This is a genomic window from Kitasatospora sp. NPDC015120, from assembly GCF_043080305.1.
In the GTDB taxonomy this organism is placed as follows: Bacteria; Actinomycetota; Actinomycetes; order Streptomycetales; family Streptomycetaceae; genus Kitasatospora.
Genome location: NZ_JBIBVJ010000012.1, coordinates 131,730 through 156,133 on the forward strand (window position 1 = coordinate 131,730; position 24,404 = coordinate 156,133).

A 24,404-nucleotide genomic window follows, 5' to 3' on the forward strand; every position below is an offset into this window, starting at 1 on the left:
GGACACAGCGGGCGGAGCTCGAACGGGCCGAAGAACCCGAAGTGGCTGCGCTATCTGGTTTGCACCTTTCACCGTACTGCGGCGAGACCACGCCCGCACCCGGTTTTTCCATCACCCGACCGGAGCCGCCCGGGCGCCTGACCACCAGTCAAATAGCACATAATCTCCGCATGACCCTGAGCACCAGCCGCCGCCGGGCCGGACGGGCCGCCCGACGCGAGGCACGCCGCGCCCTCCCGCTCCGGCGACGGCTGCTGCCCACCTGGCGGGTCACCCTCGGCACCGTCCTCATGACGGCCCTGCTCGCCGCCGGCGCCTTCGCCGTGCTCTACGCCGTCGTACCGCTGCCCGACCCCAACGCCCAGGCCGTCGCCCAGAGCAACGTCTACCTCTACGCCGACGGCGTCACCGAGATCGCCCGCACCGGGGCCGTCAACCGCACCGACGTCACCATCGACCGGATCCCGGTCAGCACCCGGCAGGCCGTCGTCTCCGCCGAGGACCGCACCTTCTACCAGAACCGCGGCATCGACCTGACCGGCATGGTCCGGGCCGGCTGGAACACCCTCACCGGCCAGGGCATGCAGGGCGGCTCCACCATCACCCAGCAGTACGTCAAGAACTACTACCTCACCCAGAGCCGGACCATCGAGCGCAAGGGCCGCGAACTGCTCATCGCCCTCAAGGTCGACCAGCAGCGCGGCAAGGACGAGATCCTCGCCGGCTACCTCAACACCAGCTACTTCGGCCGCGGCGCCTACGGCATCCAGAGCGCCGCCCGCGCCTACTACGGCGTCGACGTCTCCGAACTGACCCTCCCGCAGAGCGCCTACCTCGCCGCCCTGCTCCAGGCCCCCAGCGTCTACGACGTGAAGACCGCCACCCCCGCCAACCGCGAACGGGCCGTCGCCCGCTGGCACTACACCCTCGACGGCATGGTCCAGCTCGGCTTCCTCGGCGCCGGCGAACGCGCCGCACTCGACTTCCCCGACCCGATCGACCCGCAGCCCGCCACCGGCCTCGCCGGCCAGGCCGGCTACCTGGTCGGCGTCGCCGACGACTACCTGGTCGGCAGCGGCATCCTGGACAGCGCCACCCTCAAGGCCGGCGGCTGGCGCATCACCACCACCTTCGACCAGCAGAAGCAGGACGCCTTCGCCCGCGCCGTCCACGACGAGCTCACCGACGAACTCGACCCCGCCGCCCGCCCCGGCACCGACACCGACGTCCGGGTCGCCGGCGCCTCCGTCGAACCCTCCACCGGCCGCGTCGTCGCCGTCTACGGCGGACCCGACTACGCCAAGCAGCCCTACAACGACGCGCTGCGCCAGGACAACCAGATCGGCTCCACCTTCAAACCCGTCGACCTCGCCGCCGGCCTCACCTCCAACCACAGCAACGGCGACGGCCTGCCGATCACCACCGAGACCCGCTACGACGGCACCAGCGAACGCCCCGTCACCGACGGCCCCACCCCCTACGCGCCGCCCAACGAGGACGACCTCGACTACGGCCCCATCACCCTGCGCCAGGCCATGGTCAAGTCCGTCAACTCGGTGTACGCCCAGGTCGGCGTGGACGCCGGGCTCGACCACGTCCGGGAGACCGCCCTCCGGCTCGGCATCCCCGCCGACGTCCCCGGCATGGACCCGGCCAACACCTCGATGACCCTCGGCACCGCCACCCCCAGCGCCCTCGACCTGGCCGGCGTCTACGCCGCACTCGCCAACCACGGCGGGGCCCACCGCCCCTGGTCGGTCGCCGCGCTGGAACGGATGAACCCCGGCACCGGCCCGGTCGACGCACCGCAGCTGCCCGGGCACGAGGCCGCCGCCGCCCTCGACCGGGGCACCGCCGACGCCGTCACCGACGTCCTGCGCGAGGTCATCAGCGCCCACGGCACCGGCGCCGCCGCCCTCGACCTCGGCCGCCCCGCCGCCGGCAAGACCGGCACCACCGACTCCGACCTCTCCGCCTGGTTCGCCGGCTACACCCCCGAACTCGCCACCACCGTCGGCCTCTTCCGGGAGAACCCGAAGACCCACGCCAAGGAACCGCTGGCCGGCACCGCCGGCTACGCCCGGATCAACGGCGGCGCCTTCCCCACCCGGATCTGGACCGCCTACATGGCCGAGGCCCTGGAGGACACCGCCGTCCAGACCTTCGACCTCGAACCCAGCCGGGGCAACACCCGGCCCACCGCCGACCGGCCCACCGGGACCCCGGCCACCACGGCCACGGCGACCACCACCCCCACCGCCCCCGCACCGTCCCCGGACCGGACGGGCGGCCGCGACGGCACCGTCCAGGCCCCGGCCGCACCGGCGGCCCCGGCCGTCCCCGCCGCCCCGGCCGCGCCCCGGCGGCCCACCACCACCGCCACCGCACCCACCGCACCCACCACCGAGCCGGCCCCCGACCGGACCACCACCGCCCCCGGACCGTCCACCCCCGCGGAACCCGCCCCGCAGGACCCCGCGCCCCCACAGCCCGCCCCCAGCACCCGGCCCACCACCGACCGGCCCACCGCGGCCCAGCCGACCACCGCCCCCGGCAAGGCCCCGGACCCGACCCCGCCCGCCACCCTCCCGCCGCCCGCCACCCCCAGGCCCCCCGCCACCGCCCAACCCGCCACCCCTCCCCCGGCGTGACCGCTCAGGCCGACAGCTCGCGCTCCAGCGGCGTCCGGAACCGCGGCGTCACCCTGACCTCCCCCAGCCAGCCCGCCAACCGCTCCGCCTGCGCCGCGACCGCCGCGACCGCCCCCGCCCCGACGTCCTCGAACAGCCGCCACACCACCTCGCCGTCCGACCGCTGCGCCCAGCCGCCGACCACCCGGCCGCACCACCACACCGTCGGCCCCGCGTTCCCCGCCCGGTCGAACAGCGCCGGCACGTCCTCCGGCCGCAGGTACCAGCCCCGGCCCCGCCAGCCCATCACCGCCGGATCCAGCGCCGGCAGCAGCGCCGCCCACGGCTCCGGCTCCGCCACCGCCCCCTCGTCCCCCGGCAGCACCAGACCCACCGCGCCGCCCTCCAGCGCCACCTCCACCACCCCCAGGTCGGCCAGCGCCCGGCGCACCTCCCCCAGCGTCCAGCCCGTCCACCACGTCACATCCTCGACGGTGCCCGGCCCGTACGCCGCCAGCCAGCGCCGCACCACCTCCGCCTTCGCCTCCCGCACCGGCACCTCCGGCCAGGGCGCCACCGGCGCCCACGGGTAGCTGCTGCTCAGCCACGACCCGCGCGGCCGGCACCGGCGCACGTGCCCGTCCGAGGCCAGCAGCCGCAGCAGCCGGCTCCCCACGCTCTGCTTCGCCTCGTACGGCTTGCCCGCCGACATCAGCATCGTCTCGCGCAGCGCCGGCACGTCCGCGCCCAGTTCGGCCGTGGTCGCCTCGCCGCGCACCGCCAGCGCCGCCAGCACCTCCCGCTCGGTCCGCGCCAGCCGGGCCTCGCTCCACCCCTCGGCGAACTCCCCGAGGTGCTTCAGCAGGGTCGCCCGCTCCTTGGCCGCGATCTGCCGCGCCGCCGCCGCGCTCACGTACGGCGCGAACTCCTCGGTCACCGCGAAGAGCGTCCGCCGCATCGACAGCAGCTTCACCAGCGAGACGTCGTCGTACAGCGCCCGCTCCACCTCGGCCGCCGACGGCTCGCGCAGCCGCGCGCACGCCGACAGGTACACGGTCGCGGCATCGGTGGCGTGCAGCCCGACGACCGCGTCGGCCACCTCCTCCACCCGCGCCGCCCGCCGCCCGGGCGCCAGCAGCAACCGCCGCCCCAGCCGCGCCCGCCGCTGTCCGTCGCCGACCGGAACCGCTCCGTTGATCGCCATGGGCGGATCCTAGGGCCCGCCGGACGCCCCCGCCGGACCCCGGACGCCGCCCGGAGACGCCGGTGGGCCGCCGCGCCCTCGGCACGGCGGCCCACGCAGGCCCCTCCGGTTACAGGTACAGCCCGGTCGACCCCTCGGTGTCGCCGAAGCGCATCGCCGCGACGGCGTGCAGGTCGCGCTCGCGCAGCAGGACGTAGGTGGCGCCGCGGACCTCGACCTCCAGCTTGTCCTCGGGGTCGTACAGCACCCGGTCACCGGGCTCGACGGAGCGCACGCTCTGACCGACGGCGACCGCCTCCGCCCAGGCGCAGCGCTTGGAGATCTCCGCGGTCGCCGGGATCAGGATGCCGCCGGTGGAACGGCGCTCGCCCTCGCCGGCCTCGGTCTTCACCAGCACGCGGTCGTGCAGCATCTTGATCGGGAGCTTCTCGCCGAGCCGGTCGTGACGCGGCGCGTCGCCCTCGGCGGGGAGGGACTGCTGGGTCGGTTCGTCGTTCGTACTCACGACCCCGAAGGTACCGCTCCCGGGCGCGGCGTGTGAGGCCGGCCCGGCAGGCGAACGGCCCCGGGCCGGGCACCGGGTGCCCGGCCCGGGGCGGACCGGGCGGCGCTCAGCCCTTGCGGCGCCTGCGCGCCGAGGCGACCAGCAGCACCAGGCCGACGCCGACCAGCGCGGCCGGGACGATCCGCTCCTTGCGCGGCTGCCCCTTCTCGTCCACGAACTGCGCGCGGGCCTGCTCGACCAGCCCGCTCGCGGCCACGTACGCCCGGCCGGCCTTCTCCTCGACGGCGGCCACGGCCTTCGCCTTGACCTGGGCGGAGATCGTGGTCGGGTGCACGCGCACGGCGAGCTCGTCCAGCGTCGCCGCCAGCTGGGTGCGGGTCCGGGTGATGTCCGCCTCGATCTGGGCGGTCGTCCGCGCCGACTTGTCCGTACTGCTCGCCTCGCCCACTCGGGCCACCCCATTCACTGATGTTCGTCCTGTGCGACTGACCCAGTGTGTCAGCTGCCACGTGGGGCCGCGCGGCCCCACCCACCATCGGAGGTAAGTTTGCCGTGGTACGACCGCCCGTCCAGCACCAGGAGAAACCCCGTGAGTGAGCGTCTCCAGCCCGGCGACACCGCGCCCGCCTTCACCCTGCCCGACGCCGACGGCAACGAGGTGTCCCTCGCCGGCCACCTCGGCCGCAAGGTGATCGTCTACTTCTACCCGGCCGCGCTCACCCCCGGCTGCACCAAGCAGGCCTGCGACTTCACCGACAACCTGGAGGTCTTCTCCGGGGCCGGCTACGACGTCATCGGCATCTCGCCGGACAAGCCGGAGAAGCTCGGCAGGTTCCGCGAGGCCGAGGACCTCAAGGTCACCCTGCTCTCCGACCCGGAGAAGAAGGTGCTGGAGGCCTACGGCGCGTTCGGCGAGAAGAAGCTGTACGGCAAGACCGTCACCGGGGTGATCCGCTCCACCGTCGTCGTGGACGAGCAGGGCAAGGTCGAGCACGCGCTGTACAACGTCAAGGCGACCGGCCACGTGGCCAAGCTGCTGCGGGACCTCAAGGTCGCGACGGACTGACGCACCGCCCGGGCGCGGCGGCGGCGGATGACGGTTCGTCACCGCCGTGTCCCGGTGCTGTCCGCGCTCTGCCCGGGACCTGTCGGCGCGGGCCCGGAACCCTCTAGCGTTCTGCTCACCGGGTGCCGGTCGCCCCGGGTCCCGTCCCTGTTCACAGGAGTAGAGCCGTGCAGAGTGCCAGATCCGTGTCCACCGCCCGTGTCGCCGTCGCCGGCGCGATCGTCGCGGCGCTCGCGCTGACCGCGTGCGGGCCGGAGAACGACGACACCGCCGCACCGCCGCCGAGCACCGCGGCCACCCCGGCCGCGACCGCGCCGGCCACCGCGACCGGCCGGCCGACCTCCGCCGCCCCGGCCGCGCCCACCTCCGCCGCACCCACCACCGCCGCGGCCACCTCCGCCACTCCGGCCGCCCCCGCCTCCGCGGCCCCGGCCGGCAAGCGCCAGGTGGTCGAGGCCAGGACGGCCGGCGGGCTCGCGAAGACCATCGGCCAGGACGCGGTCTCCGACGTCGCCGTCGACCCGGGCGAGATGCGCGAGAACATGCACATGGTGCTCTCCAACTTCGACCGCCCCGGCCAGACCTCCGGCCGCCGGATCCTGCTGATCGCCGTCGACAACATCCCCGAGGACCCGGCCAAGCGCCGCGAGCACCTCTGGCGCGGCATGATCGACTACGCCCTGCAGAACGGCTCCACGGGCGATCCGACCACCGCCACCCCGTTCCCGGCCGGCCCGCTCGGCGGGTCGCTGGAGTGCCTGAAGCTGCCGGAGGCGCCGACCACCGACGTCGTCTGTGGCTGGTCCGACACCTCCACGGCCGGCGTCGCGCTGTTCCCGAAGACCACCCCGGCCGAGGCCGCCGCCCTGTTCGCCAAGATGCGCGGCGACATCGAGAAGTAGGCCCGAGCGGGCCCGGGCACGAAAGCAGCGGTGGCGGCGCACCCCCCGACCGGGTGCACCGCCACCGCCGTCTCTCACCTCAGGCGTCCGCTGTCATCAGCAGGTGCCGAGGTCGCTCCAGACACCCCAGGCGCCGCTGGCGCTCGGGTCGTCGCCCTTGGTCCACCACTTGTTCTGGTAGTAGTGGCCCTTCCAGGAGACCTTGGTCGGGGTCGCGTAGGTGGCGCCCGCGTCCCAGCTCGGCGCACCCGCGCAACCGGCCGGCGTGGTCGGCGGCGTCGTGGGCGGAGTGGTCGGCGGCGTGGTGGGGGGCGTGGTCGGCGGCGTCGTGGGAGGCGTCGTCGGCGGGGTGGTCGGCGGAGTGGTCGGCGGAGTGGTCGGAGGCGTCGTGCCGCCGTCCACCGCACCGCGGGTCAGGTCGCCCTTGAGGCCGTACAGCGTGCCGCCCACGTTGACCGTCCAGTTGGACGGGGTGGACACCGGCAGGTAGTAGACGAAGTCCATGTCGATCGACGCGCCCGGCGCCAGCGACTGCCAGCCAGGCAGCTTCACCGAGACCCGGTTGTAGGTGCCCTTGAGGCCGCCCACGTTGCCGGTGCCCGGGTGGTCCTGCTTGATCACGGTCAGACCGAAGCCGGACTGGTCCTTGGCGTTGCCCGGGGCCGAGTTGCTGTAGTCGAACTGGAACTCGGTCCCGCCCGGCAGGGTCGTCGTCGAGTTGTTGACGATGTGGATCTTCGGGTTGATCGGGTAGTTCGAGTCACCCAGCGCGAAGTTGGTGAACGACACGTCGATCGGCAGGGTCTGCTGCGGCAGCGCGATCGTCGAGCGGGTCGCGCCGTACGGCGAGGCCGCCTTGAACTTGTCGTACATCAGCGTGGTCAGCGTGTCACCGGGCACGTACTGGCCCTTGCCGCCGTTGGCGGTCGCGTCCCACTTGTAGTCGCCCGCGAGCTCCCAGATCATCGTGCCGCCGGCACCCTGGTTGACGACGTAGTCGGCCTTGGCGGCGATCGACTGCTCGTCCTCGGTGGACAGGTACACCTTCTTGGCGTCGTTCCACAGCCACGGCGCCACCAGGGTGGAGCTGTAGTTGCGCACGTAGCTGCCCTGCAGGGCGGTGTCGGTCACGCCGTACTTGGAGAGGTAGTCGGGCACGACGCCCTTCTCCAGGTTCTTGGCGTGCCACATCGGGTTCGACCCGGCCGGGGACTCCTTGCCCGCGTCGTCCTTGTCGTTCCAGATGTTGTCGATGCCGACCGCGCCGTCACCGCACGAGGTCAGGCCGGAGCCGACCGGGCAGGTGGTCGCGGCGGCGGTGCCCCAGAGGCCGTTGGTGCCGCCCTGGACGTTCTTGAAGCCGCGGGTGTAGTACGGCAGGCCGACGTTGATCCGGCCGGCCGGCATCGCGCCGCGGAAGTAGTGGTACGACCAGTCGGCGTTCAGGTAGCCGATGCCGCCGTACTGACCGGTGCCGTAGACGTTGGCCGCCGCCAGCTCGCCGTCCTTGCCGTCGTCGAACAGCGCGGCGTTCGGGCCGACGTACTTGTTCCAGGAGCCGTGCAGGTCGTACGACATGATGTCGACGTAGTCCAGGTACTGCGCGATCTGGAAGGTCTCCATGCCGCGCAGCAGGTAGCCGGACGACGGGGCCGCGACCGAGAGCAGGTAGTGCTTGCCGTCGGCGGCGCCGGCCCGGTCCAGCTTCTCGCGCAGCGTCTTCATCAGCGCCGCGTAGCCCTTGGCCAGCGAGCCGCGCTTGCCGTTGGCGAGCTGCCAGTCCAGCGGGTTGCCCGCGTCCTTCATCGAGGTCGGGTACTCGTAGTCGACGTCGACGCCGTTGAAGCCGTACTTCTTGATGAAGTCGACGGCCGAGTTGGCGAAGGTGTCGATGCCCGCCTGGTTGACGCTGCCGTCGGGGTTGACGGTCATCGAGTAGAAGCCGCCGGAGTTGACGCGCTTGCCGTCGTCCCCGAAGTACCCGCCGGTCTCGGTCCAACCGCCGACCGAGATCATCGTCTTGACGTTCGGGTACTGCTTCTTGTACTTCGTCAGCAGGTTGAAGTGGCCCTTGTAGGGCAGCGACGGGTCGAGCTCGGCGCCGGGCACGCCCGGGAAGGACATCCCGGTGGCCGCGTTGTCCGGGCTGTCGGTGCCGACGGACAGCTTGTTGTCCGAACCGACGTGGGCGAACGCGTAGTTGAGGTGCGTGACCTTGTCCCACGGGATGTCGCTCACCAGGTACGGCTTGGTGCCGTCCTTGCCGGTGCGCCAGCTGGTGAAGTAGCCGATGATGCGGCGCTGGTGGTCCGCGCCCATCTTCTCGCGGCCGTTGGTGTCGTAGACGCTGCAGTACGGGACGTCGACGCCCGGGGTGGCGTAGAGGCCGTCGGGGCGACAGGCGGCATTGTCGACGGTGGCGGACGCCTGGGACGGCGCCGCGCCCAGCGTGGCCACCAGCAGGCCTGCCATCGCGGCAGCCGCCAGCGAGGCCAGGCCGGCGCGGGCCGCCGGGCTCGTGGAACGACGGGCAGCGGTGGGACGCCGCTCCGCCGAGGATCGGATCAACACTCGGTCCTCCGGGCAGAGTGTCGGCGCGTGCCTGTGGGGGAGCACGCACGTGGGGGAAACCAGATTGGCGCCGAAGCTATGTGGTCTGAACCACATAGGTCAATAGGTCTGTACCAATTGGTAATCAATTCCCCAACATCCCCGGTCGAACGGCCGATTGTCGACGGTCGCCGACACCCCACCAGCCCCAGTCGCCCCTACGCCCCTCCGCATGCCGACCACCTCGCCCGCCCACCGGCCGCGCCCCCGTGACCGAACGCCCCGCCGATCGTTCACCCACCCGGGGGGCGGGCGCGCACGAGCCCGGAGGGGGAGCCATGGCGGTCAAGTACACCCGCGAACTGCTGACGGCGGTCGCCGCGGAGTCGTCCAGCATCAACGACATGATGAGACGCCTGGGCGTGCCGATGGCGGGCGGCACCCACAGCTACCTGAGCAAGCGGTTGCGGTACTACGGCATCGACACCTCGCACTTCACCGGCGGCAGGCCCGCGTACGAGCGCCGGCGCTACAGCCGGGAGCAGCTCGCCGAGGCCGCCGCGCGGACCACCGGGATCGGCCCGATGCTGCGCGAGCTGGGCGTCGTGCCGTACGCAGTGCCTACTCCTACATGAAGCGGCGGCTGGCCGAGTTCGGCATCGACACCTCGCACTTCACCGCCCCGCACGGCACCGGGGAGGGCTCCGGCGACGATGTGATCGCGGCCGTCCGCGAGCAGTCCAGCATCGCCGGGGTGATCCGGGCCCTCGGCCTGCGCGAGGGCGGCGGGGCCCGCAAGCTCGTCAAGGACGCCATAGCCCGCCACGGGCTGGACACCGGCCACTTCACCGGCTCGGCCCACAACCGGGGCGCGAGGACCGGCCCCCGGGTCCGTCCGGAGGACCTCCTGGTGGTGCTGCCGCCCGGCAGTCACCGTGTTCCCGGCGACCGGCTCCGGGCGATGCTCGTCCACATCGGCACACCGGAGGTCTGCGCCGGCTGCGGCACCCCACCGCTCTGGCGAGGCCTTCCGCTGACGCTGGAGGTCGACCACATCAACGGCGACCGGCTCGACAACCGGCGCGAGAACCTGCGGCTGCTCTGTCCGAACTGCCATGCCGTCACGCCGACGTACTGCGGACGGAACCGCAGGACTGTTATCGGCGCATCCGACAGCCGGTAGGCTTGTGCTGGCGTGCGCCCGTACCCCAGCTGGCTAGAGGGCTGCGACTTAGGATCGCAGTGTCGTGGGTTCGAGTCCCACCGGGCGTACCAAGCAAAACGGCCCGTTTGCCTTCGGATCGAAGGCAAACGGGCCGATGTCCTTTCCGCGGTCCTCAGCCGAGGAGGGTCTGCACGACCGGGGCGAGGGCGCGGAAGGCCTGGCCGCGGTGGCTGATGGCGTTCTTCTCGGCGGGGGTGAGTTCGGCGCAGGTGCGGGACTCGCCGAGGGGCTGGAGGATCGGGTCGTAGCCGAAGCCGCCGGTGCCGGCGGGGGCGGTGCGCAGGGTGCCGAGGAGGCGGCCCTCGACGACGCGCTCGGTGCCGTCGGGGAGGGCGAGGGCGGCGGCGCAGAAGAAGTGGGCCCCGCGGTGCTCGGGGGCGATGTCGGAGAGCTGGGCGAGCAGCAGGTCGAGGTTGGCGCGGTCGTCGCCGTGCTTGCCGGACCAGCGGGCGGAGAAGATGCCGGGGGCGCCGTTCAGGACGTCCACGCACAGGCCGGAGTCGTCGGCGACGGCCGGCAGGCCGGTGGCGCGGGCCAGGGCGTGCGCCTTGAGCAGGGCGTTCTCGGCGAAGGTGACGCCGGTCTCGGGGACGTCGGGGATCTCGGGGTAGGCGTCGGCGCCGACCAGTTCGACGTCCAGGCCGGCGTCGCCGAGGATGTCGCGCAGTTCGGCGACCTTGTGCTGGTTACGGGTGGCGAGGATGAGTCGAGTGGTCATGAACCCACCCTAAACCGGACGGGAGGGGTGATCCCGCGTCAGCCGACGCAGACCTTGGTGAGGTTCGAGGCGGCGTCGCCGAGCGGCTTGAAGTCCGGCACCTGCTTGTTGTTGACCGCCTGCTGGACCTTGTCGACCTGGGTGCCGAGGTCGGTGATGGCCTGGGCGACGTCGGTGTCCTTGGAGTTCTTGCCCAGCTGGTCGAGGTCGTTCTTCAGCTTCTGGATCGCCTGCCCGGCGGCGGCCGCGTCATTGCTCGCGTTGCCGTAGGCGTCGCGGACCTCGTTGATGTCGTCGGCGATCTTGACGGTGGTGTTGCCGCAGTCGATCGCCTTCTGGGCGGCGGAGCAACTGACCGCGCTGAGCGGGAGGATGGCGATCAGGCCGGCCACGGCGAGCATGGTGGGGCGGGCGATGCTCTGGGGCATCCGGTCCTCCTGGGTGCGCGGGTATCCGGAGGGGAAGGACGCGCGCTGAGGGGTGCGCGGTTCCCGCAACGGGTGCTGCTGCGGGAACCGTACGGGCTCCGGACCCGGCGTGTACAGCGGCCGGGCCCGGAGCCCGGTGATTTCCGGAAACCCAAGCGGAGGCGTTGCCTCAGGGGGCAGGAGGCCCCGGAGGGTCAGGCCTCCAGCTCGCCCAGGACCTTGCGCTGGACCTCGTCGAGCTCGGCGCAGCCGAGGGTGCCGAGGTCGAGCAGGCGGTCGAGGAGCGCGCGGTCGAAGGGGGCGCCCTCGGCGGTGCCCTGGACCTCGACGAAGCGGCCGTCGGAGGTGCAGACGATGTTCATGTCGGTCTCGGCGCGGACGTCCTCCTCGTACTGGAGGTCGAGCATCGGGACGCCGTCGATGATGCCGACGCTGACGGCGCTGACGCCGCCGGTGATCGGCTTGCCCTTGGCGCGCAGCAGCTTGCGCTCGCGGGCCCAGGTGACGGCGTCGACGAGGGCGACGTAGGCGCCGGTGATGGCGGCGGTGCGGGTGCCGCCGTCGGCCTGGAGGACGTCGCAGTCGAGGACGATGGTGTTCTCGGCGAGGGCGCGGTGGTCGACCACGGCGCGCAGCGAGCGGCCGATGAGCCGGCTGATCTCGTGGGTGCGGCCGCCGAGGCGGCCCTTGACGGATTCGCGGTCGCCACGGGTGTTGGTGGCGCGCGGGAGCATGGAGTACTCGGCGGTGACCCAGCCCTCGCCGCTGCCCTTGCGCCAGCGCGGGACGCCCTCGGTGACGCTGGCGGTGCACAGCACCTTGGTGTCGCCGTAGGAGATGAGGACGGAGCCTTCGGCGTGCTTGCTCCAGCCCCGTTCGATGGTGACGGGGCGGAGCTGGTCGGGGGTGCGGCCGTCGATGCGTGACATAGGCACCGAGCGTAGTCGGTTTCGGCGGGTGTTCCGGGTACGTTCCGAGGCGTCCCGGGACGTCCCGGGGCGTCCGGGTCTGCCCGGGAGGGCGGGCAGGGGTGCCCGGACGTGCCGCGGCCCGCCGGCCGGAGGGGCGGGCGGGCCGGGCGGAGCGGGCCGGGTGGGCTCAGCTCACATCATGTCCTCGATGTCGGCGGCGATCGGGTCGGCGTCGGTGCCGATGACGACCTGGATCGCGGTGCCCATCTTGACGACGCCGTGGGCGCCGGCGGCCTTGAGCGCGGCCTCGTTGACCAGGGAGGCGTCCTTGACCTCGGTGCGCAGGCGGGTGATGCAGCCCTCGACCTCTTCGATGTTGTCGATGCCGCCCAGACCGGCGACGATCTTCTCAGCCTTGCTGGCCATTGCTTTCTCCCTCTGTCGCGGCCCGTCGGCTGCTCTGCCGGGTGCCGTCTCCTGCGCGGTGACCTCGGTCACGGTGACGCGTGGTCAGTGGTCGGTCGTGCCGTGGCGTGCTGCGGAGCAGCGCGACCAGCATGACCCGAGCCGGACCGATATGCCACGTTAGTCCACTTTCGGCCTATTCCGGCGCGCAGACCCAGGACGAACGTCCGAGGATGACGAGCAGTGGGGCCGTCTCCCGGCGCGCGGCCTGCGTCCCAAAAGTGGTCTACACCAATATATGTGTACTCCGATGAACGCAGGAAGGGCCCCGGGTGTTCCCGGCCCCCGCCCGAGGCTCCCGGCGGGGGCCACCGGCCGGACACTGCACTCGGAGGGCGAAGGATGAGTTCGGCAGGCGCCACGGCACCGCGGACCACGTGGTGGCACACCTTCTACGGCGGCCTCCAGAAGATGGGCCGCTCGCTCCAGCTGCCGGTGGCGGTGCTCCCGGCCGCCGGCATCCTCAACCGGCTCGGACAGGACGACGTCTTCGGCAAGGACGGCCTGGGCTGGGACAACGTCGCCAAGGTCTTCGCCGCGGCCGGCGGCGCGCTGCTGGACTCCTCGCTCGGCCTGCCGATGCTGTTCTGCATCGGCGTCGCGATCGGCATGGCCAAGAAGGCCGACGGCTCGACGGCGCTGGCCGCGGTGGTCGGCTTCCTCGTCTACTACAAGGTGCTGCACGCCTTCCCGGAGCACTGCAAGCCGCCGACGGTGCTGGTGAGCGACCAGTGCGTGGACTACACCTCGGCGAAGGCGGCGGCCGCGACGTACCAGAACCCGGGCGTGCTGGGCGGCATCCTGCTCGGCCTGATGTCGGCCTGGCTGTGGGTGCGCTTCCACCGCACCAAGCTGGTCGACTGGCTGGGCTTCTTCAACGGCCGCCGGCTGGTGCCGATGATCACCGCCCTGGTCGGCATGCTGCTCGCCGTGGTGGCGGTCTGGGTGTGGCCGCCGATCGGCCGCGGCCTCAACACGTTCAGCCAGGACCTCGCCGACCTGGGCGCGGGCGGCGCGGGCATCTTCGGCGTCTTCAACCGGGCCCTGCTGCTGATCGGCATGCACCAGCTGCTGAACACCTTCGTCTGGTTCCAGTTCGGCGAGTTCACCAAGCCCGACGGCACGGTCGTGCACGGCGACATTCCGCGGTTCCTGGGGGGCGACCCGACCGCCGGGCAGTTCCAGTCCGGCTTCTTCCCGATCATGATGTTCGCGCTGCCGGCCGCCGCGCTGGCCATCGCCCACGCGGCCAAGCCGCACCGCCGCAAGGAGATCTACGGCCTGATGCTCTCGGTCGGTCTGACCTCCTTCGTGACCGGTGTCACCGAGCCGATCGAGTACTCCTTCGCCTACATCGCCCCGGCGCTGTACGGCGTGCACGCGTTGCTGACCGGCGCCTCGATGGCCGTCACCTGGGGGCTGGGGGTGCACGACGGCTTCAGCTTCTCGGCCGGCCTGATCGACTACGTGATCAACTGGGGGCTGGCCACCAAACCGTGGCTGATCATTCCCATCGGGCTCGGCTTCGCCGCCGTGTACTACGCGCTCTTCCGCTTCATCATCGTGAAATTCAACCTGAAAACGCCGGGGCGGGAGGACGAGAGCGAGGTCGAGGACGTGACCAAGGCATAAACCGAGCGTCACCGAGCGCGAATCCGAAAAGGCTCCCGGACCGGCGGTCCGGGAGCCTTCGGCATATCCGGCCGGGCCCGCGGCCCCGGCGCCGAGGCTGCCCCGCGGGACGGCGCGGCCGCTCGGTGACCGGCCGGTGACCTGCCGTGGAGTCCTCGGCGGCGGAGGCTTTTTGTTGCGCAAATAGCCAAAATACCAATCACGGCGGGTAATCAAGATCGTCGATCCGCAACTAGGTTTCGATTTCATAGCGCTTCCCATCTGCGGCGCTTTCGAGGGTTCCCCGGCACCTCCGCCCGTGCTACAAAACTGGTCTACACCACGTGTGGTGTAGACCAGTTCGCGGTTCGGCCCCCTGTGCACCTTCCCCCCGACCGACCCGCCCTTGCCGTTAGGAAGCCACCCCCATGAGTCAGTCTGCGCAGGCACCGGCGCCCGCCACGGCTCCGGCCGCACCCAGTCCCACGAAGAAGTTCGGCCAGAACCTGCTCCAGGGTCTGCAGAAGATCGGCCGCAGCCTCCAGCTGCCCATCGCCGTTCTCCCCGCCGCCGGTCTGCTGATGCGTCTGGGCCAGGACGACGTCTTCGGCAAGGACGGCCTCGGCTGGAACAAGGTCGCCGCGGTCTTCGCCACCGCCGGCAACGGCGTCTTCGACAACCTGCCGCTGCTCTTCGCCGTGGGCATCGCCATCGGCTTCGCCAAGAAGGCCGACGGTTCGACCGCCCTCGCCGCCCTGGTCGGCTTCCTGGTCTACAAGAACGTGCTGACCGCGTTCCCGATCACCGAGGGCCACATCGCCGACGGCAAGTGGGTCGCCGCGACGTACCAGAACCCCGGCGTCCTCGGCGGCATCGTGATCGGTCTGCTCAGCGCCGTGCTGTGGCAGAAGTACCACCGCACCAAGCTGGTCGACTGGCTCGGCTTCTTCAACGGCCGCCGTCTCGTCCCGATCATCATGGCCTTCGTCGGCACCGCCGTCGGCGTCCTGTTCGCCCTCACCTGGGGCCCCATCGGCGACGCCATCAAGAGCCTGAACGACACCCTCATCGGGGCCGGCGCGTTCGGTGCCGGCGCCTTCGGCCTGGTCAACCGCGGCCTGCTGCCGGTCGGCATGCACCAGTTCGTGAACTCCTACGCCTGGTTCCAGACCGGTGACTTCACCAAGGCCGACGGCACCGTCGTGCACGGCGACCTGACCCGCTTCTTCGCCGGTGACCCGACCGCCGGACAGTTCATGTCGGGCTTCTTCCCGATCATGATGTTCGCCCTGCCGGCCGCCGCGTTCGCCATCGCCCACACCGCCAAGCCGCACCGCCGCAAGGCCGTCACCGGCATGATGCTGTCGCTGGCGCTGACCTCCTTCGTGACCGGTGTCACCGAGCCGATCGAGTTCGCCTTCGTCTTCATCGCCCCGCTGCTGTACGTCATCCACGCCATCCTCACCGCCGTCTCGATGGCCGTGACCTGGGCCCTCGGCGTGCACGACGGCTTCACCTTCTCCGGCGGCCTGATCGACTACCTGCTCGCCTGGAGCAAGGCCACCGACCCGTGGATGATCATCCCGCTCGGCCTGGTCTTCGCCGCGATCTACTACTTCCTGTTCCGCTTCGCGATCGTGAAGTTCGACCTGAAGACCCCCGGTCGCGAGGACGACGACGAGGTCGAGGACGTCACCAAGGCCTGACCCCCGCACCACCGCACGCCGCTCACGGCCCCGCCCCGCCACCCACTCCCCCGGGTGGCGGGGCGGGGCCGTTCGCGCGCGCCCGGAGCGGACGCCCCGGGTGTCCACCGCGACGGCCGCCCGCTGAGACGGCGGTTGACGGATCCGCGGACCCGCTGGTCAACTGAAGCGGTGAACGCCCCCCGCCCGCTGGTGACCCGCAGCCACATCGACTTCGGTCGCGTGTGGTCCGCGGCGTGTCGCGGCTGACCCGAGCGTTCCCCCCGCCGCCGCCCGGCTGACGTCCCCGCCGCGCCCGGCCCGCGCACCACCCGTCATCCGCGACCGCCCGCACCCCGGGCGGCCCGGCCCGTGCCCGCCCACCCGCACACCCGCCCGCACCGCCCCCCACCGGGGAACCGCGGGCCGCTCCGCGACCGCCGCACGCCCCGTTTCCGTCCCAGGAAAGTCAAGGCCACCCATGCCCCGCCAGCTGCACCTTTCCGCCGCCCTCGACAGCCCCGGCCACGTCGACGCCGCCCACTTCACCGCCCTCGCCCGCCTCGCCGAACGCGCCTCGCTCGACTTCGTCACCCTCGACGACTCCTACGCCCCCGAACCGCGGCGGCTGGACGCGCTCGCCACCTTCGCCCGGCTCGCGCCGGTCACCCGCGGCCTCGGCCTGGTCCCGACCGTCACCACCACCCACACCGAGCCGTTCCACACCTCCATCGCGGTCAACACCCTGGACTGGGTCAGCGAGGGCCGGGCGGGCTGGCTGGTCGGCGTCTCCGACACCGAGGCCGAGGCCAGGGCCTTCGGCCGCAAGGACGCCGCCCCGGCCGACGAGCTCTGGGCCGAGGCCGCCGACGCCGCCGAGGTCGCCAGCCGGCTCTGGGACAGCTGGGAGGACGACGCCGAGATCCGCGACGTCGCCACCGGCAGGTTCGTCGACCGCGCCAAACTCCACTACATCGACTTCGAGGGCCCGCACTTCTCCGTCCGCGGCCCCTCCATCACCCCGCGCCCGCCGCAGGGCCGCCCGGTCGTCGCGGTCACCGTCACCGCCGCCGACCTCGCCCCGGACGCCGGCCCCGGCGGCCGCGCCCGGGTCGCCACCGCCGCCCGCCACGCCGACGTCGCGCTGCTCGACGCCCCCGACCGGGCCACCCGGCTCACCGCCGCCACCGAACTGCGGCTGCGCGGCGGCGAGGCGCTGCGCGTCCTGGCCCGGATACCGGCCGCGCTGCCCGACGCCGCCGCGGCCGCCGCCCTGCTCACCGAGATCACCGAGGGCGGCGGCGGGGTCGACGGCTTCCACCTGGTGCCCGCCGAGCCGGCCCGCGACCTCGCCGCGCTCGCCGAGCACGTCGTACCGGAGCTGCGCGGGCGCGGCCTGTTCCGGGGCGGCTACACCGGCCGCACCCTGCGCGAGCACCTCGGCCTGGCCCGCCCCGCCAGCCGCTACGCGCTCGCCGCGACCATCGCCGCCCCGGCTGCCCCCACTGCCCCGCCCGCCCCCGCCGCCGCTTCCACCGGCACCCCCGCCGCGACCGCCGAGGTGACCCGATGACGGACCGCCCGCTCAAGCAGATCCACCTCGCCGCCCACTTCCCCGGCGTCAACAACACCACCGTGTGGAGCGACCCGGCCTCCGGCAGCCAGATCGCCTTCGACTCCTTCCGCCACCTCGCCGAGACCGCCGAACGCGGCCGCTTCGACTTCTTCTTCCTCGCCGAGGGTCTGCGGCTGCGCGAGGTCAAGGGCCGCATCCACGACCTGGACGTGGTCGGCCGCCCCGAGTCGATCACCGTGCTCGCCGCGCTCGCCGCCGTCACCACCCACCTCGGGCTGGCCGCGACCGTCAACGCCACCTTCAACGAGCCCTACGAACTGGCCCGCCGGTTCGCCTCCCTGGACCACCTCTCCGGCGGCCGGGCCGCCTGGAACGTGGTCACCTCCTCCGACGCGTTCACCGGCGAGAACTTCCGCCGCGGCGGCTTCCTCGACCGGGGCGACCGCTACACCCGGGCGGCCGAGTCCGTCGCGCTCGCCCGGGCGTTCTGGGACGCCGCGGGCTCCGGCACCGTCCGCCACCAGGGACCGCAGTTCGACGTCGAGGGCACCCTCTCGCTGCCCCGGCCGCCGCAGGGCCACCCGGTGGTGATCCAGGCCGGCGACTCCGAGGAGGGCCGCGAGTTCGCCGCCGCGGCCGCCGACGTGATCTTCAGCCGGCACTCCACCCCGGCCGCCGGCCGGGCCTTCCACGCCGACGTCAAACGGCGGCTCGCCGCGTACGGGCGCAAGCCGGACGAGCTGAAGATCATGCCCGGGGTCACCTACGTCCTGGGCGACACCGAGGAGGAGGCCGTCGAACGGGCCGCCGCGATCCGCCGCGCCCAGGTCGGCCCAGCCACCGCGATCGCCTACCTGGAGCAGGTCTGGGGCATCGACCTCTCCGACCACGACGTCGACGGCCCGCTGCCGGCCGTCGACCCGGTCCGCGACTCCTCCCTCGTCCAGGGCCGCACCTCGCTCGGCGACCCGCTGGAGATCGCCGCCAAGTGGCGGGCGGTGGCCGCCGAGAAGCGGCTCAGCAGCCGCGAGCTGGTGATCGAGGTGACCGGTCGGCAGAGCTTCATCGGCACCCCGGCGAGCGTCGCCGAGCAGATCGACCAGCAGGTGCAGAGCGACGTCGCGGACGGCTTCATCCTCGTCCCGCACCTCACCCCCGGCGGGCTCGACGACTTCGTCGACCGGGTGGTGCCGCTGCTCCAGGAGCGCGGGGTGTTTCGCACCGAGTACACCGGCACGACACTGCGCGACCACCTCGGCCTGCCGGTCCCGGGAAGGCCCTGACGTCGCGGCCGGGCGGCCGGTCCGGACGGCCGCGAGCTGCCCCGGCACCCTGCCATGACGGCCCGTCATGGCCGTTGCGCCGGAAGGGCTTTACCGAGGTCATGGGCCACCGGCCGGAAGGGCTCGGACGGTTCGGCGACCAGCCCCGGCTCCCGGACGCGCCCGAGCACCGCCGGGCGGCGCAGCGTGCCCCCGCGGGCAAGGGCGAGGCGTTCCCGGGCGCGTGTGCCCGCCGGGCGCCGGGCCGGAGAGGTCCTGCCCGGGGCGCAGCGCGAGCGCCCCGGTGCGGGCGCCGCGGGCGGCGTCCTGCGGCAGGGCGGCGATCCGGTCGGCGCCGCGGACGACGTCGAGCGCGGCGCCGGCGCGGTGGCGGTCCCGGACGGGCAGGCCGCCGGTGTGCGGGCCGGTCCGTCGCGTCGCGGGCCCGGTGCAGGGGCCGACCGGGTCGGTGACCTGGCGGTCGGCGTCGAGCGGCAGGTGCCGGACGGCGGTGTTCCCGGTGGCGGCGGCCTGCGAGGCGGCGGTGACCGGTGCGCACGGGTACCACCGGCGCCGGCGGGCGTTCGTGGAGCGAGCGGTCAGACCTCGTAGACCGCGCCGGGCCGGGCGATGTCGACCGGTCCGGCGTAGGCGGCGGCCGCGTCCCGGCGGTTGAGTTCGGCGTCCGTCCACGGGGGGATGTGGGTGAGGACGAGCCGGCGGGCGCCGGCCGCGGTGGCGTGCTCGCCGGCCTCGCGGCCGTTGAGGTGGACGGCCCGGTAGGTGTCGCGGCCGTCGAGGTAGGCGGCCTCGCAGAGGAAGAGGTCGGTGTCCCGGGCGAGCTCGACGAGCTCGGCGCTCTCCCCGGTGTCGCCGGAGTAGACGAGGCTGCGGCCGCCGTGTTCGAGCCGGAAGGCGAAGGCGTCCACGGGGTGGTTGACCTGCGCGACGCCGATCCGGAAGGGGCCGAGGTCGAAGCGGCCGGGGGTGAGGGTGCGGAACTCGAACACCTCCTTCATCCCCGGGTTCTCCGGCATGTCGTAGGCGCGGGCCATCCGTGCGGCGGTGCCGGCCGGTCCGTAGACGGGCATCGGGTCGGGGCAGCCCTCGGCGCGGTAGTTGCGGGCGACCCAGTAGGCGCACAGGTCGACGCAGTGGTCGGCGTGCAGGTGGCTGAGCAGGACGGCGTCGACGTCGTAGATCGAGACGTACTTCTGCAGGGCGCCGAGCGCCCCGTTGCCGAGGTCCAGCACGACGCGGTAGCCGTCGGCCTCCACCAGGTAGCTGGAGCACGGCGAGTCGGCGGACGGGAAGCTCCCCGAGCACCCCACCACGGTCAGTTTCATCCGAGCCCCTCCGCCCCGACACGTCCTGGCTGCCGCTGGTCATGACAGCGGGCCGGGGATACCGGCCGGAGGCGCTGCCCTGCGCGTGTTGTCGAGGGTAAGGGCGGACCGGCGCTTTGCCCCCGTCTCCGTGCCGTGCTGTGGCTGGAATCACCAGAACGCCGGGGAGGCGGGGGCGGGGGCGGGTCAGCGGTGGCCGGGGCGCCGGCGGGCCCAGTCGCGGATGGTGCGGGGGTACCAGCGGGGGTGGCCGCCGGCGTCGACGAGGTCCGGTTCGGGCAGCAGTCCGTGGCGCCGGTAGGTGCGCACGGTCTCGGGCTGGACGTTGATGTGGCGGGCGATCTCGGCGTACGACCACAGGTCGGTGCCGCGGCTCACGGGGGGTCTCACGGGGGGTCACCTCCGCTGGTGCGTGCGGGGACGTTCGTGAGCAGCCTTTCCGGACGGTGCGGGAATCCCCGCCCCGGACCGGACATCGTGGTCGTACCGTGACGAACCGGAAGCACGACGGGGACATATCCCCCGTTCGCGCGGAGGGGGACCGGAGCGGGCCTACGCCCAGAGCTGGCCCTGCAGCGCCTCGACGGCGGCCTCGGTGGACTCGGCGGTGTAGATCCCGGTGGACAGGTACTTCCAGCCGCCGTCGGCGACCACGAAGACGATGTCGGCGCGCTCGCCGGCCTTGGCGGCCTTGCGGCCCACCCCGATCGCCGCATGCAGGATCGCGCCGGTGGAGACGCCGGCGAAGATGCCCTCCTCCTGGAGGAGTTCACGGGTGCGCCGGACGGCGTCGGCGGAGCCGACCGAGAAGCGGGTGGTGAGCACCTCGGCGTCGTACAGCTCGGGGACGAAGCCCTCGTCGAGGTTGCGCAGGCCGTAGACGAGGTCGTCGTAGCGCGGCTCGGCGGCGACGATCCGCACCCCGGGGACCTTCTCGCGCAGGAAGCGGCCGACGCCCATCAGGGTGCCGGTGGTGCCGAGGCCGGCCACGAAGTGGGTGACGGTGGGCAGGTCGGCGAGGATCTCGGGACCGGTGCCGGTGTAGTGGGCGCCGGCGTTGTCGGGGTTGCCGTACTGGTAGAGCATGACCCAGTCGGGGTGCTCGGCGGCGATCTCCTTGGCCATCCGCACGGCGGTGTTGGAGCCGCCGGCGGCGGGCGAGGGGATGATCTCGGCGCCCCACATGCGGAGCAGTTCGCGCCGCTCCTCGCTGGTGTTCTCGGGCATCACGCAGACCATCCGGTAGCCCTTGAGCTTGGCCGCCATGGCCAGCGAGATGCCGGTGTTGCCGCTGGTGGGTTCGAGGACGGTGCAGCCGGGGGTGAGCCGGCCGTCGGCCTCGGCGCGCTCGATCATGTGCAGCGCGGGGCGGTCCTTGATGGAGCCGGTGGGGTTGCGGTCCTCCAGCTTCGCCCAGAGGGTGACCAGGCCCTCGGTGTTGCCCGGTACCGCCGCGGACAGCCGGGGCAGACGGACCAGCGGGGTGTTGCCGACGGCTTCGAGCGGGCTGTCGTAACGCAAGGGGTCCTCCGGCGGGCGGCGGTGGGGTTCGGTGAGGGCGGCCCGGCCCGCCCCGGGCGGTGCGCGGGGCGGGCCGGGCGGGTGGTCAGCGGGCGCCGCCGGCCACGGCGGGCAGGATGGTGACGCTGTCGCCGTCGGCGAGGGTGGTGGAGATGCCCTCCAGGAAGCGGACGTCCTCGTCGTTCAGGTAGACGTTGACGAAGCGGCGCAGCTCGCCGCCCTCCAGCAGGCGGGCGGCGATGCCCGGGTGGCGGGCGTCGAGGTCGTGGAAGAGTTCCCCGAGGTTGCTGCCGGTACCCTCGACGGCCTTGGCGCCGTCGGTGTAGGTGCGGAGGATGGTCGGGATGCGGACCTCGATGGCCATGGCTGCGCTCCTGTGCGAGTCGTGAGGTGGGTGGGCCGCAGTGGGCGCGGCAGGGCGTTGCGGCCCGGGGCGGTGGTGTCCGCGGGCGGGCCGGACGGGCGGCTCAGCGCGAGCGCGCCGGCGTGCCGGGACAGATGGCGCCGGCGTGCCGGCACAGGTCGATGTGCAGGCGCGCCACGAGGCGGGTGCCCGGGGCCTGGTTGCTCACATCGACGGAACGCATGGGCTCATCGTATAGATTCCCGGGCCCGCTCCTCCATGCCCGTCTCGTGATGCGGATGAGTCCGTCCCTCATCCCGAGACGGGCCGGGAAAGGCAGCGGCCCGCCGACCGCTCGCGGGCGGTCGGCGGGCCTCGCCCAGGTGGGTGCGGGTCAGGCCGGGTAGGCCTCGACGACCTGGACGTCTTCCTCCGTGATCACGCCGTCCACGATGCGGAACGAGCGGAACTGGTACGGGTCGTCCGGGCCGTTGCCCTCGGCGGTCGAGACCAGGACGTAGTGGGCGTTCGGTTCGGAGGCGTAGCTCACGTCGGTGCGCGAGGGGTAGGCCTCGGTGGCGGTGTGCGAGTGGTAGACGATCACCGGCTCCTCGTCCCGGTCGTCCATCTCGCGGTAGAGCTTGAGCAGGTCGCCCGAGTCGAACTCGTAGAAGGTCGGCGAGCGGGCCGCGTTGAGCATCGGGATGAACCGCTCGGGGCGGCCGCTGCCCTCCGGCCCCGCGACCACGCCGCAGGCCTCGTCCGGGTGGTCGGCGCGGGAGTGGGCGACGATCGCGTCGCGCAGTTCTCGGGTGATGGTCAGCATGGCGCCAGGATAGCCACGCCCCGGCGACGGGTCGCCGGGGCGTCCGAGGCGCGGTCAGCGGGGGCCGGCACCGCCGTCGTCCGGCACGTGCAGGTGGTCGTGGGCGACGGCGTGCACCGCCGCGGGGGCGCGGCGCCCGAGCCCGCGGTAGCCGGCCACCAGCAGCACGGCCCAGACCGGGAAGACGTACAGCGAGATCCGGTTGTCGCGGTCGAGGCCGATCAGCACGACCACCACCGCGAGGAAGGCCAGCGCGGCCCAGCTGCTCCAGACGCCGCCGGGGGCCTTGAAGGTGGGCGGCGGCAGGTGGCCGCCCTTCCAGGCCCGGCGGTAGCGGATCTGGCAGATCAGGATCATCGCCCAGGTCCACAGGCCGCAGACGGTGGCGACCGAGGTGATGTACTCGAACGCCTTGGCCGGGACGAGGTAGTTGAGCACCACGCCGACGCCCATCAGCAGCGCGGAGACGGTGATCGCGGCGGCCGGGGTGCGGTGGGCGTTGAGCCGGGTCAGGCGCCCGGGGGCCTGGCCGCGCAGGGCGAGGTCGCGCAGCATCCGGCCGGTGGAGTACATGCCGGAGTTGCAGGAGGAGAGCGCGGCGGTGAGCACCACGAAGTTGATGATGCCGGCCGCGGCGGGGATGCCGATCTTGCCGAAGGTGGCGACGAACGGGCTGACGCCGGGCTGGAACTCGGTCCACGGGACGAGCGAGAGGATGATGACCAGGGCGCCGATGTAGAACAGCGCGATCCGCCACGGCAGGGTGTTGATGGCGCGCGGGAGGGTCTTCTTGGGGTTCTCGCTCTCGCCGGCGGTGACGCCGACGAGTTCGACGCCCAGGTAGGCGAACATGACGATCTGCAGGGTCATCACGGTGGCGCCGACGCCCTTGGGGAAGAACCCGCCGTCCTGCCACAGGTGGGTGACCGACGCGGTGTCGCCGGCGTCGCTGAACCCGAGGGTGAGCACCCCGATGCCGATCAGGATCATGCCGATGATCGCGGTGACCTTGACCATGGAGAACCAGAACTCGATCTCGCCGAAGATCTTCACCGAGATCAGGTTGGCCCCGTAGAGCAGCACCAGGAAGCAGAGCGCGGACAGCCACTGCGGGACGTCCGGCGCCCAGAACTTCACGTAGACGGCCGCCGCGGTGGTTTCCGCCATGCCCGTGACAACCCAGAAGAGCCAGTACGTCCAGCCCGTCACGTAGCCGGCGAAGGGGCCGAGGAACTCCCGCGCGTACTCGGCGAAGCTGCCGGCCACCGGGCGGTAGGTGAGCAGTTCGCCGAGCGCCCGCATGATCGCGAAGATCACCACGCCGGCGACCGCGTAGGACAGGATCAGGCTGGGGCCGGACTTCGAGATGGCGGTGCCCGCACCGAGGAACAGGCCGGTGCCGATGGCGCCGCCGATGGCGATCATCTGGATCTGGCGGCTGCCCAGACCCCGGTGGTAGCCCTCGTCGTCCGGTTTGGCGTCGACGACCTCGTCGTAGAGCTGTTCGGCCATGCTGCACCGTCCTGGATGGGATGTCGCGGGTGGGAGTCGCGGGGTGGGGAGCAGCAGTCGTACCACGCACGGTCCGGATAGCGGTGTCCATCTGAGCGATATTTGAGCATGCCCTGAT

Annotated in this window: 24 protein-coding genes and 1 tRNA gene; 10 read left to right on the forward strand and 15 right to left on the reverse strand. The window is 72.6% G+C overall.

Features of this window, described 5'->3' with window-relative positions; all coding sequences use genetic code 11:
• The first annotated feature begins 170 nt into the window (after positions 1–170).
• Positions 171–2,651 (forward strand): transglycosylase domain-containing protein, encoded by a 2,481-nt coding sequence (locus ACF1AK_RS25030; protein ID WP_391501056.1) that lies wholly within the window; start codon positions 171–173, stop codon positions 2,649–2,651.
• 4 nt (positions 2,652–2,655) lie between these two features.
• Here ACF1AK_RS25030 and ACF1AK_RS25035 read toward each other — a convergent pair whose 3' ends face one another.
• From ACF1AK_RS25035 to ACF1AK_RS25045, 3 genes are all read right to left on the reverse strand, one after another.
• Positions 2,656–3,834, reverse strand: a complete 1,179-nt coding sequence (locus ACF1AK_RS25035) for a winged helix DNA-binding domain-containing protein (RefSeq protein WP_391501057.1) — start codon at positions 3,832–3,834, stop codon at positions 2,656–2,658.
• 109 nt (positions 3,835–3,943) lie between these two features.
• The gene (locus ACF1AK_RS25040; RefSeq protein ID WP_078881937.1) at positions 3,944–4,246 is read right to left on the reverse strand and encodes a co-chaperone GroES; all 303 of its coding nucleotides are present in this window, start codon (positions 4,244–4,246) and stop codon (positions 3,944–3,946) included.
• Between the two features lie 199 nt (positions 4,247–4,445).
• Positions 4,446–4,787: a DUF3618 domain-containing protein gene (locus ACF1AK_RS25045; protein WP_391501058.1), complete on the reverse strand. Its 342-nt coding sequence runs from the start codon at positions 4,785–4,787 to the stop codon at positions 4,446–4,448.
• 141 nt (positions 4,788–4,928) lie between these two features.
• Here ACF1AK_RS25045 and bcp point away from each other — a divergent pair, with 141 nt between their 5' ends.
• Positions 4,929–5,405: a thioredoxin-dependent thiol peroxidase gene (gene bcp, locus ACF1AK_RS25050; protein WP_391501059.1), complete on the forward strand. Its 477-nt coding sequence runs from the start codon at positions 4,929–4,931 to the stop codon at positions 5,403–5,405.
• 185 nt (positions 5,406–5,590) lie between these two features.
• On the forward strand, positions 5,591–6,307 hold the full coding sequence (locus ACF1AK_RS25055; protein WP_391501060.1) for a hypothetical protein: 717 nt from the start codon (positions 5,591–5,593) through the stop codon (positions 6,305–6,307).
• Between the two features lie 96 nt (positions 6,308–6,403).
• Here ACF1AK_RS25055 and ACF1AK_RS25060 read toward each other — a convergent pair whose 3' ends face one another.
• Positions 6,404–8,779 (reverse strand): chitinase C-terminal domain-containing protein, encoded by a 2,376-nt coding sequence (locus ACF1AK_RS25060; protein ID WP_391501158.1) that lies wholly within the window; start codon positions 8,777–8,779, stop codon positions 6,404–6,406.
• Positions 8,780–9,195: 416 nt separating this feature from the next.
• Here ACF1AK_RS25060 and ACF1AK_RS25065 point away from each other — a divergent pair, with 416 nt between their 5' ends.
• The 3 genes from ACF1AK_RS25065 (at position 9,196) to ACF1AK_RS25075 (ending at position 10,132) form a co-directional block, all read left to right on the forward strand.
• Entirely contained in the window at positions 9,196–9,492 is a 297-nt protein-coding gene (locus ACF1AK_RS25065; RefSeq protein ID WP_391501061.1) for a hypothetical protein, read from the forward strand.
• Positions 9,489–10,040: an HNH endonuclease gene (locus ACF1AK_RS25070; RefSeq protein WP_391501062.1), complete on the forward strand. Its 552-nt coding sequence runs from the start codon at positions 9,489–9,491 to the stop codon at positions 10,038–10,040. The genes ACF1AK_RS25065 and ACF1AK_RS25070 overlap by 4 nt, the downstream gene beginning before the upstream one ends.
• Positions 10,041–10,054: 14 nt before the next feature.
• Positions 10,055–10,132 (forward strand) — tRNA-Leu (locus ACF1AK_RS25075).
• A gap of 62 nt (positions 10,133–10,194) precedes the next feature.
• On the opposite strand, the gene rdgB is transcribed toward ACF1AK_RS25075, so the two are convergent.
• From rdgB to ACF1AK_RS25095, 4 genes are all read right to left on the reverse strand, one after another.
• Positions 10,195–10,800: an RdgB/HAM1 family non-canonical purine NTP pyrophosphatase gene (gene rdgB, locus ACF1AK_RS25080; protein ID WP_391501063.1), complete on the reverse strand. Its 606-nt coding sequence runs from the start codon at positions 10,798–10,800 to the stop codon at positions 10,195–10,197.
• Positions 10,801–10,838: 38 nt separating this feature from the next.
• Entirely contained in the window at positions 10,839–11,228 is a 390-nt protein-coding gene (locus ACF1AK_RS25085; protein ID WP_391501064.1) for a hypothetical protein, read from the reverse strand.
• A 194-nt stretch (positions 11,229–11,422) separates the two neighbouring features.
• The gene (rph, locus tag ACF1AK_RS25090) at positions 11,423–12,157 is read right to left on the reverse strand and encodes a ribonuclease PH (RefSeq protein ID WP_380294239.1); all 735 of its coding nucleotides are present in this window, start codon (positions 12,155–12,157) and stop codon (positions 11,423–11,425) included.
• A gap of 174 nt (positions 12,158–12,331) precedes the next feature.
• A complete protein-coding gene (locus ACF1AK_RS25095) occupies positions 12,332–12,565 on the reverse strand; it encodes a glucose PTS transporter subunit EIIB (protein WP_063349220.1) in 234 nt (77 codons plus the stop codon).
• 381 nt (positions 12,566–12,946) lie between these two features.
• Here ACF1AK_RS25095 and ACF1AK_RS25100 point away from each other — a divergent pair, with 381 nt between their 5' ends.
• From ACF1AK_RS25100 to ACF1AK_RS25115, 4 genes are all read left to right on the forward strand, one after another.
• Positions 12,947–14,236, forward strand: coding sequence for a PTS transporter subunit EIIC (locus tag ACF1AK_RS25100; RefSeq protein ID WP_391501065.1), 1,290 nt, complete (start codon positions 12,947–12,949; stop codon positions 14,234–14,236).
• A 407-nt stretch (positions 14,237–14,643) separates the two neighbouring features.
• Positions 14,644–15,921: a PTS transporter subunit EIIC gene (locus tag ACF1AK_RS25105; protein WP_380294237.1), complete on the forward strand. Its 1,278-nt coding sequence runs from the start codon at positions 14,644–14,646 to the stop codon at positions 15,919–15,921.
• A 460-nt stretch (positions 15,922–16,381) separates the two neighbouring features.
• A complete protein-coding gene (locus ACF1AK_RS25110) occupies positions 16,382–17,473 on the forward strand; it encodes an LLM class flavin-dependent oxidoreductase (protein ID WP_391501066.1) in 1,092 nt (363 codons plus the stop codon).
• Positions 17,470–18,759 carry an LLM class flavin-dependent oxidoreductase gene (locus tag ACF1AK_RS25115; protein ID WP_391501067.1) on the forward strand — a complete coding sequence of 430 codons (1,290 nt, stop codon included), beginning with the start codon at positions 17,470–17,472 and terminating at the stop codon, positions 18,757–18,759. The genes ACF1AK_RS25110 and ACF1AK_RS25115 overlap by 4 nt, the downstream gene beginning before the upstream one ends.
• Before the next feature lie 578 nt (positions 18,760–19,337).
• Here ACF1AK_RS25115 and ACF1AK_RS25120 read toward each other — a convergent pair.
• From ACF1AK_RS25120 to ACF1AK_RS25150, 7 genes are all read right to left on the reverse strand, one after another.
• A complete protein-coding gene (locus ACF1AK_RS25120) occupies positions 19,338–20,084 on the reverse strand; it encodes an MBL fold metallo-hydrolase (protein ID WP_391501068.1) in 747 nt (248 codons plus the stop codon).
• A gap of 186 nt (positions 20,085–20,270) precedes the next feature.
• The gene (locus ACF1AK_RS25125; protein WP_380294231.1) at positions 20,271–20,474 is read right to left on the reverse strand and encodes a MerR family transcriptional regulator; all 204 of its coding nucleotides are present in this window, start codon (positions 20,472–20,474) and stop codon (positions 20,271–20,273) included.
• A gap of 162 nt (positions 20,475–20,636) precedes the next feature.
• Entirely contained in the window at positions 20,637–21,605 is a 969-nt protein-coding gene (locus ACF1AK_RS25130) for a PLP-dependent cysteine synthase family protein (RefSeq protein WP_391501069.1), read from the reverse strand.
• 85 nt (positions 21,606–21,690) lie between these two features.
• A complete protein-coding gene (locus ACF1AK_RS25135; RefSeq protein WP_391501070.1) occupies positions 21,691–21,969 on the reverse strand; it encodes a MoaD/ThiS family protein in 279 nt (92 codons plus the stop codon).
• A 103-nt stretch (positions 21,970–22,072) separates the two neighbouring features.
• Positions 22,073–22,192 (reverse strand): putative leader peptide, encoded by a 120-nt coding sequence (locus ACF1AK_RS25140; protein ID WP_317621128.1) that lies wholly within the window; start codon positions 22,190–22,192, stop codon positions 22,073–22,075.
• A gap of 150 nt (positions 22,193–22,342) precedes the next feature.
• Positions 22,343–22,774 (reverse strand): Mov34/MPN/PAD-1 family protein, encoded by a 432-nt coding sequence (locus ACF1AK_RS25145; RefSeq protein ID WP_380294228.1) that lies wholly within the window; start codon positions 22,772–22,774, stop codon positions 22,343–22,345.
• A 54-nt stretch (positions 22,775–22,828) separates the two neighbouring features.
• A complete protein-coding gene (locus tag ACF1AK_RS25150; protein ID WP_391501071.1) occupies positions 22,829–24,286 on the reverse strand; it encodes an amino acid permease in 1,458 nt (485 codons plus the stop codon).
• Positions 24,287–24,404: the final 118 nt, after the last annotated feature.

Excerpts from the sequence above, each read along its gene's own strand:
- ACF1AK_RS25095 (WP_063349220.1), bottom strand. The coding sequence starts at position 12,565 with ATGGCCAGCAAGGCTGAGAAGATCGTCGCCGGTCTGGGCGGCATCGAC.
- ACF1AK_RS25150 (WP_391501071.1), bottom strand. The coding sequence starts at position 24,286 with ATGGCCGAACAGCTCTACGACGAGGTCGTCGACGCCAAACCGGACGAC.
- rph (WP_380294239.1), bottom strand. The coding sequence starts at position 12,157 with ATGTCACGCATCGACGGCCGCACCCCCGACCAGCTCCGCCCCGTCACC.
- ACF1AK_RS25115 (WP_391501067.1), top strand. The coding sequence starts at position 17,470 with ATGACGGACCGCCCGCTCAAGCAGATCCACCTCGCCGCCCACTTCCCC.
- ACF1AK_RS25140 (WP_317621128.1), bottom strand. The coding sequence starts at position 22,192 with ATGCGTTCCGTCGATGTGAGCAACCAGGCCCCGGGCACCCGCCTCGTG.
- ACF1AK_RS25135 (WP_391501070.1), bottom strand. The coding sequence starts at position 21,969 with ATGGCCATCGAGGTCCGCATCCCGACCATCCTCCGCACCTACACCGAC.
- ACF1AK_RS25120 (WP_391501068.1), bottom strand. The coding sequence starts at position 20,084 with ATGAAACTGACCGTGGTGGGGTGCTCGGGGAGCTTCCCGTCCGCCGAC.
- ACF1AK_RS25035 (WP_391501057.1), bottom strand. The coding sequence starts at position 3,834 with ATGGCGATCAACGGAGCGGTTCCGGTCGGCGACGGACAGCGGCGGGCG.
- ACF1AK_RS25085 (WP_391501064.1), bottom strand. The coding sequence starts at position 11,228 with ATGCCCCAGAGCATCGCCCGCCCCACCATGCTCGCCGTGGCCGGCCTG.
- ACF1AK_RS25110 (WP_391501066.1), top strand. The coding sequence starts at position 16,382 with ATGCCCCGCCAGCTGCACCTTTCCGCCGCCCTCGACAGCCCCGGCCAC.
- ACF1AK_RS25040 (WP_078881937.1), bottom strand. The coding sequence starts at position 4,246 with ATGCTGCACGACCGCGTGCTGGTGAAGACCGAGGCCGGCGAGGGCGAG.
- ACF1AK_RS25145 (WP_380294228.1), bottom strand. The coding sequence starts at position 22,774 with ATGCTGACCATCACCCGAGAACTGCGCGACGCGATCGTCGCCCACTCC.
- ACF1AK_RS25105 (WP_380294237.1), top strand. The coding sequence starts at position 14,644 with ATGAGTCAGTCTGCGCAGGCACCGGCGCCCGCCACGGCTCCGGCCGCA.
- ACF1AK_RS25065 (WP_391501061.1), top strand. The coding sequence starts at position 9,196 with ATGGCGGTCAAGTACACCCGCGAACTGCTGACGGCGGTCGCCGCGGAG.
- ACF1AK_RS25070 (WP_391501062.1), top strand. The coding sequence starts at position 9,489 with ATGAAGCGGCGGCTGGCCGAGTTCGGCATCGACACCTCGCACTTCACC.
- ACF1AK_RS25100 (WP_391501065.1), top strand. The coding sequence starts at position 12,947 with ATGAGTTCGGCAGGCGCCACGGCACCGCGGACCACGTGGTGGCACACC.
- ACF1AK_RS25060 (WP_391501158.1), bottom strand. The coding sequence starts at position 8,779 with ATGGCAGGCCTGCTGGTGGCCACGCTGGGCGCGGCGCCGTCCCAGGCG.
- ACF1AK_RS25030 (WP_391501056.1), top strand. The coding sequence starts at position 171 with ATGACCCTGAGCACCAGCCGCCGCCGGGCCGGACGGGCCGCCCGACGC.
- rdgB (WP_391501063.1), bottom strand. The coding sequence starts at position 10,800 with ATGACCACTCGACTCATCCTCGCCACCCGTAACCAGCACAAGGTCGCC.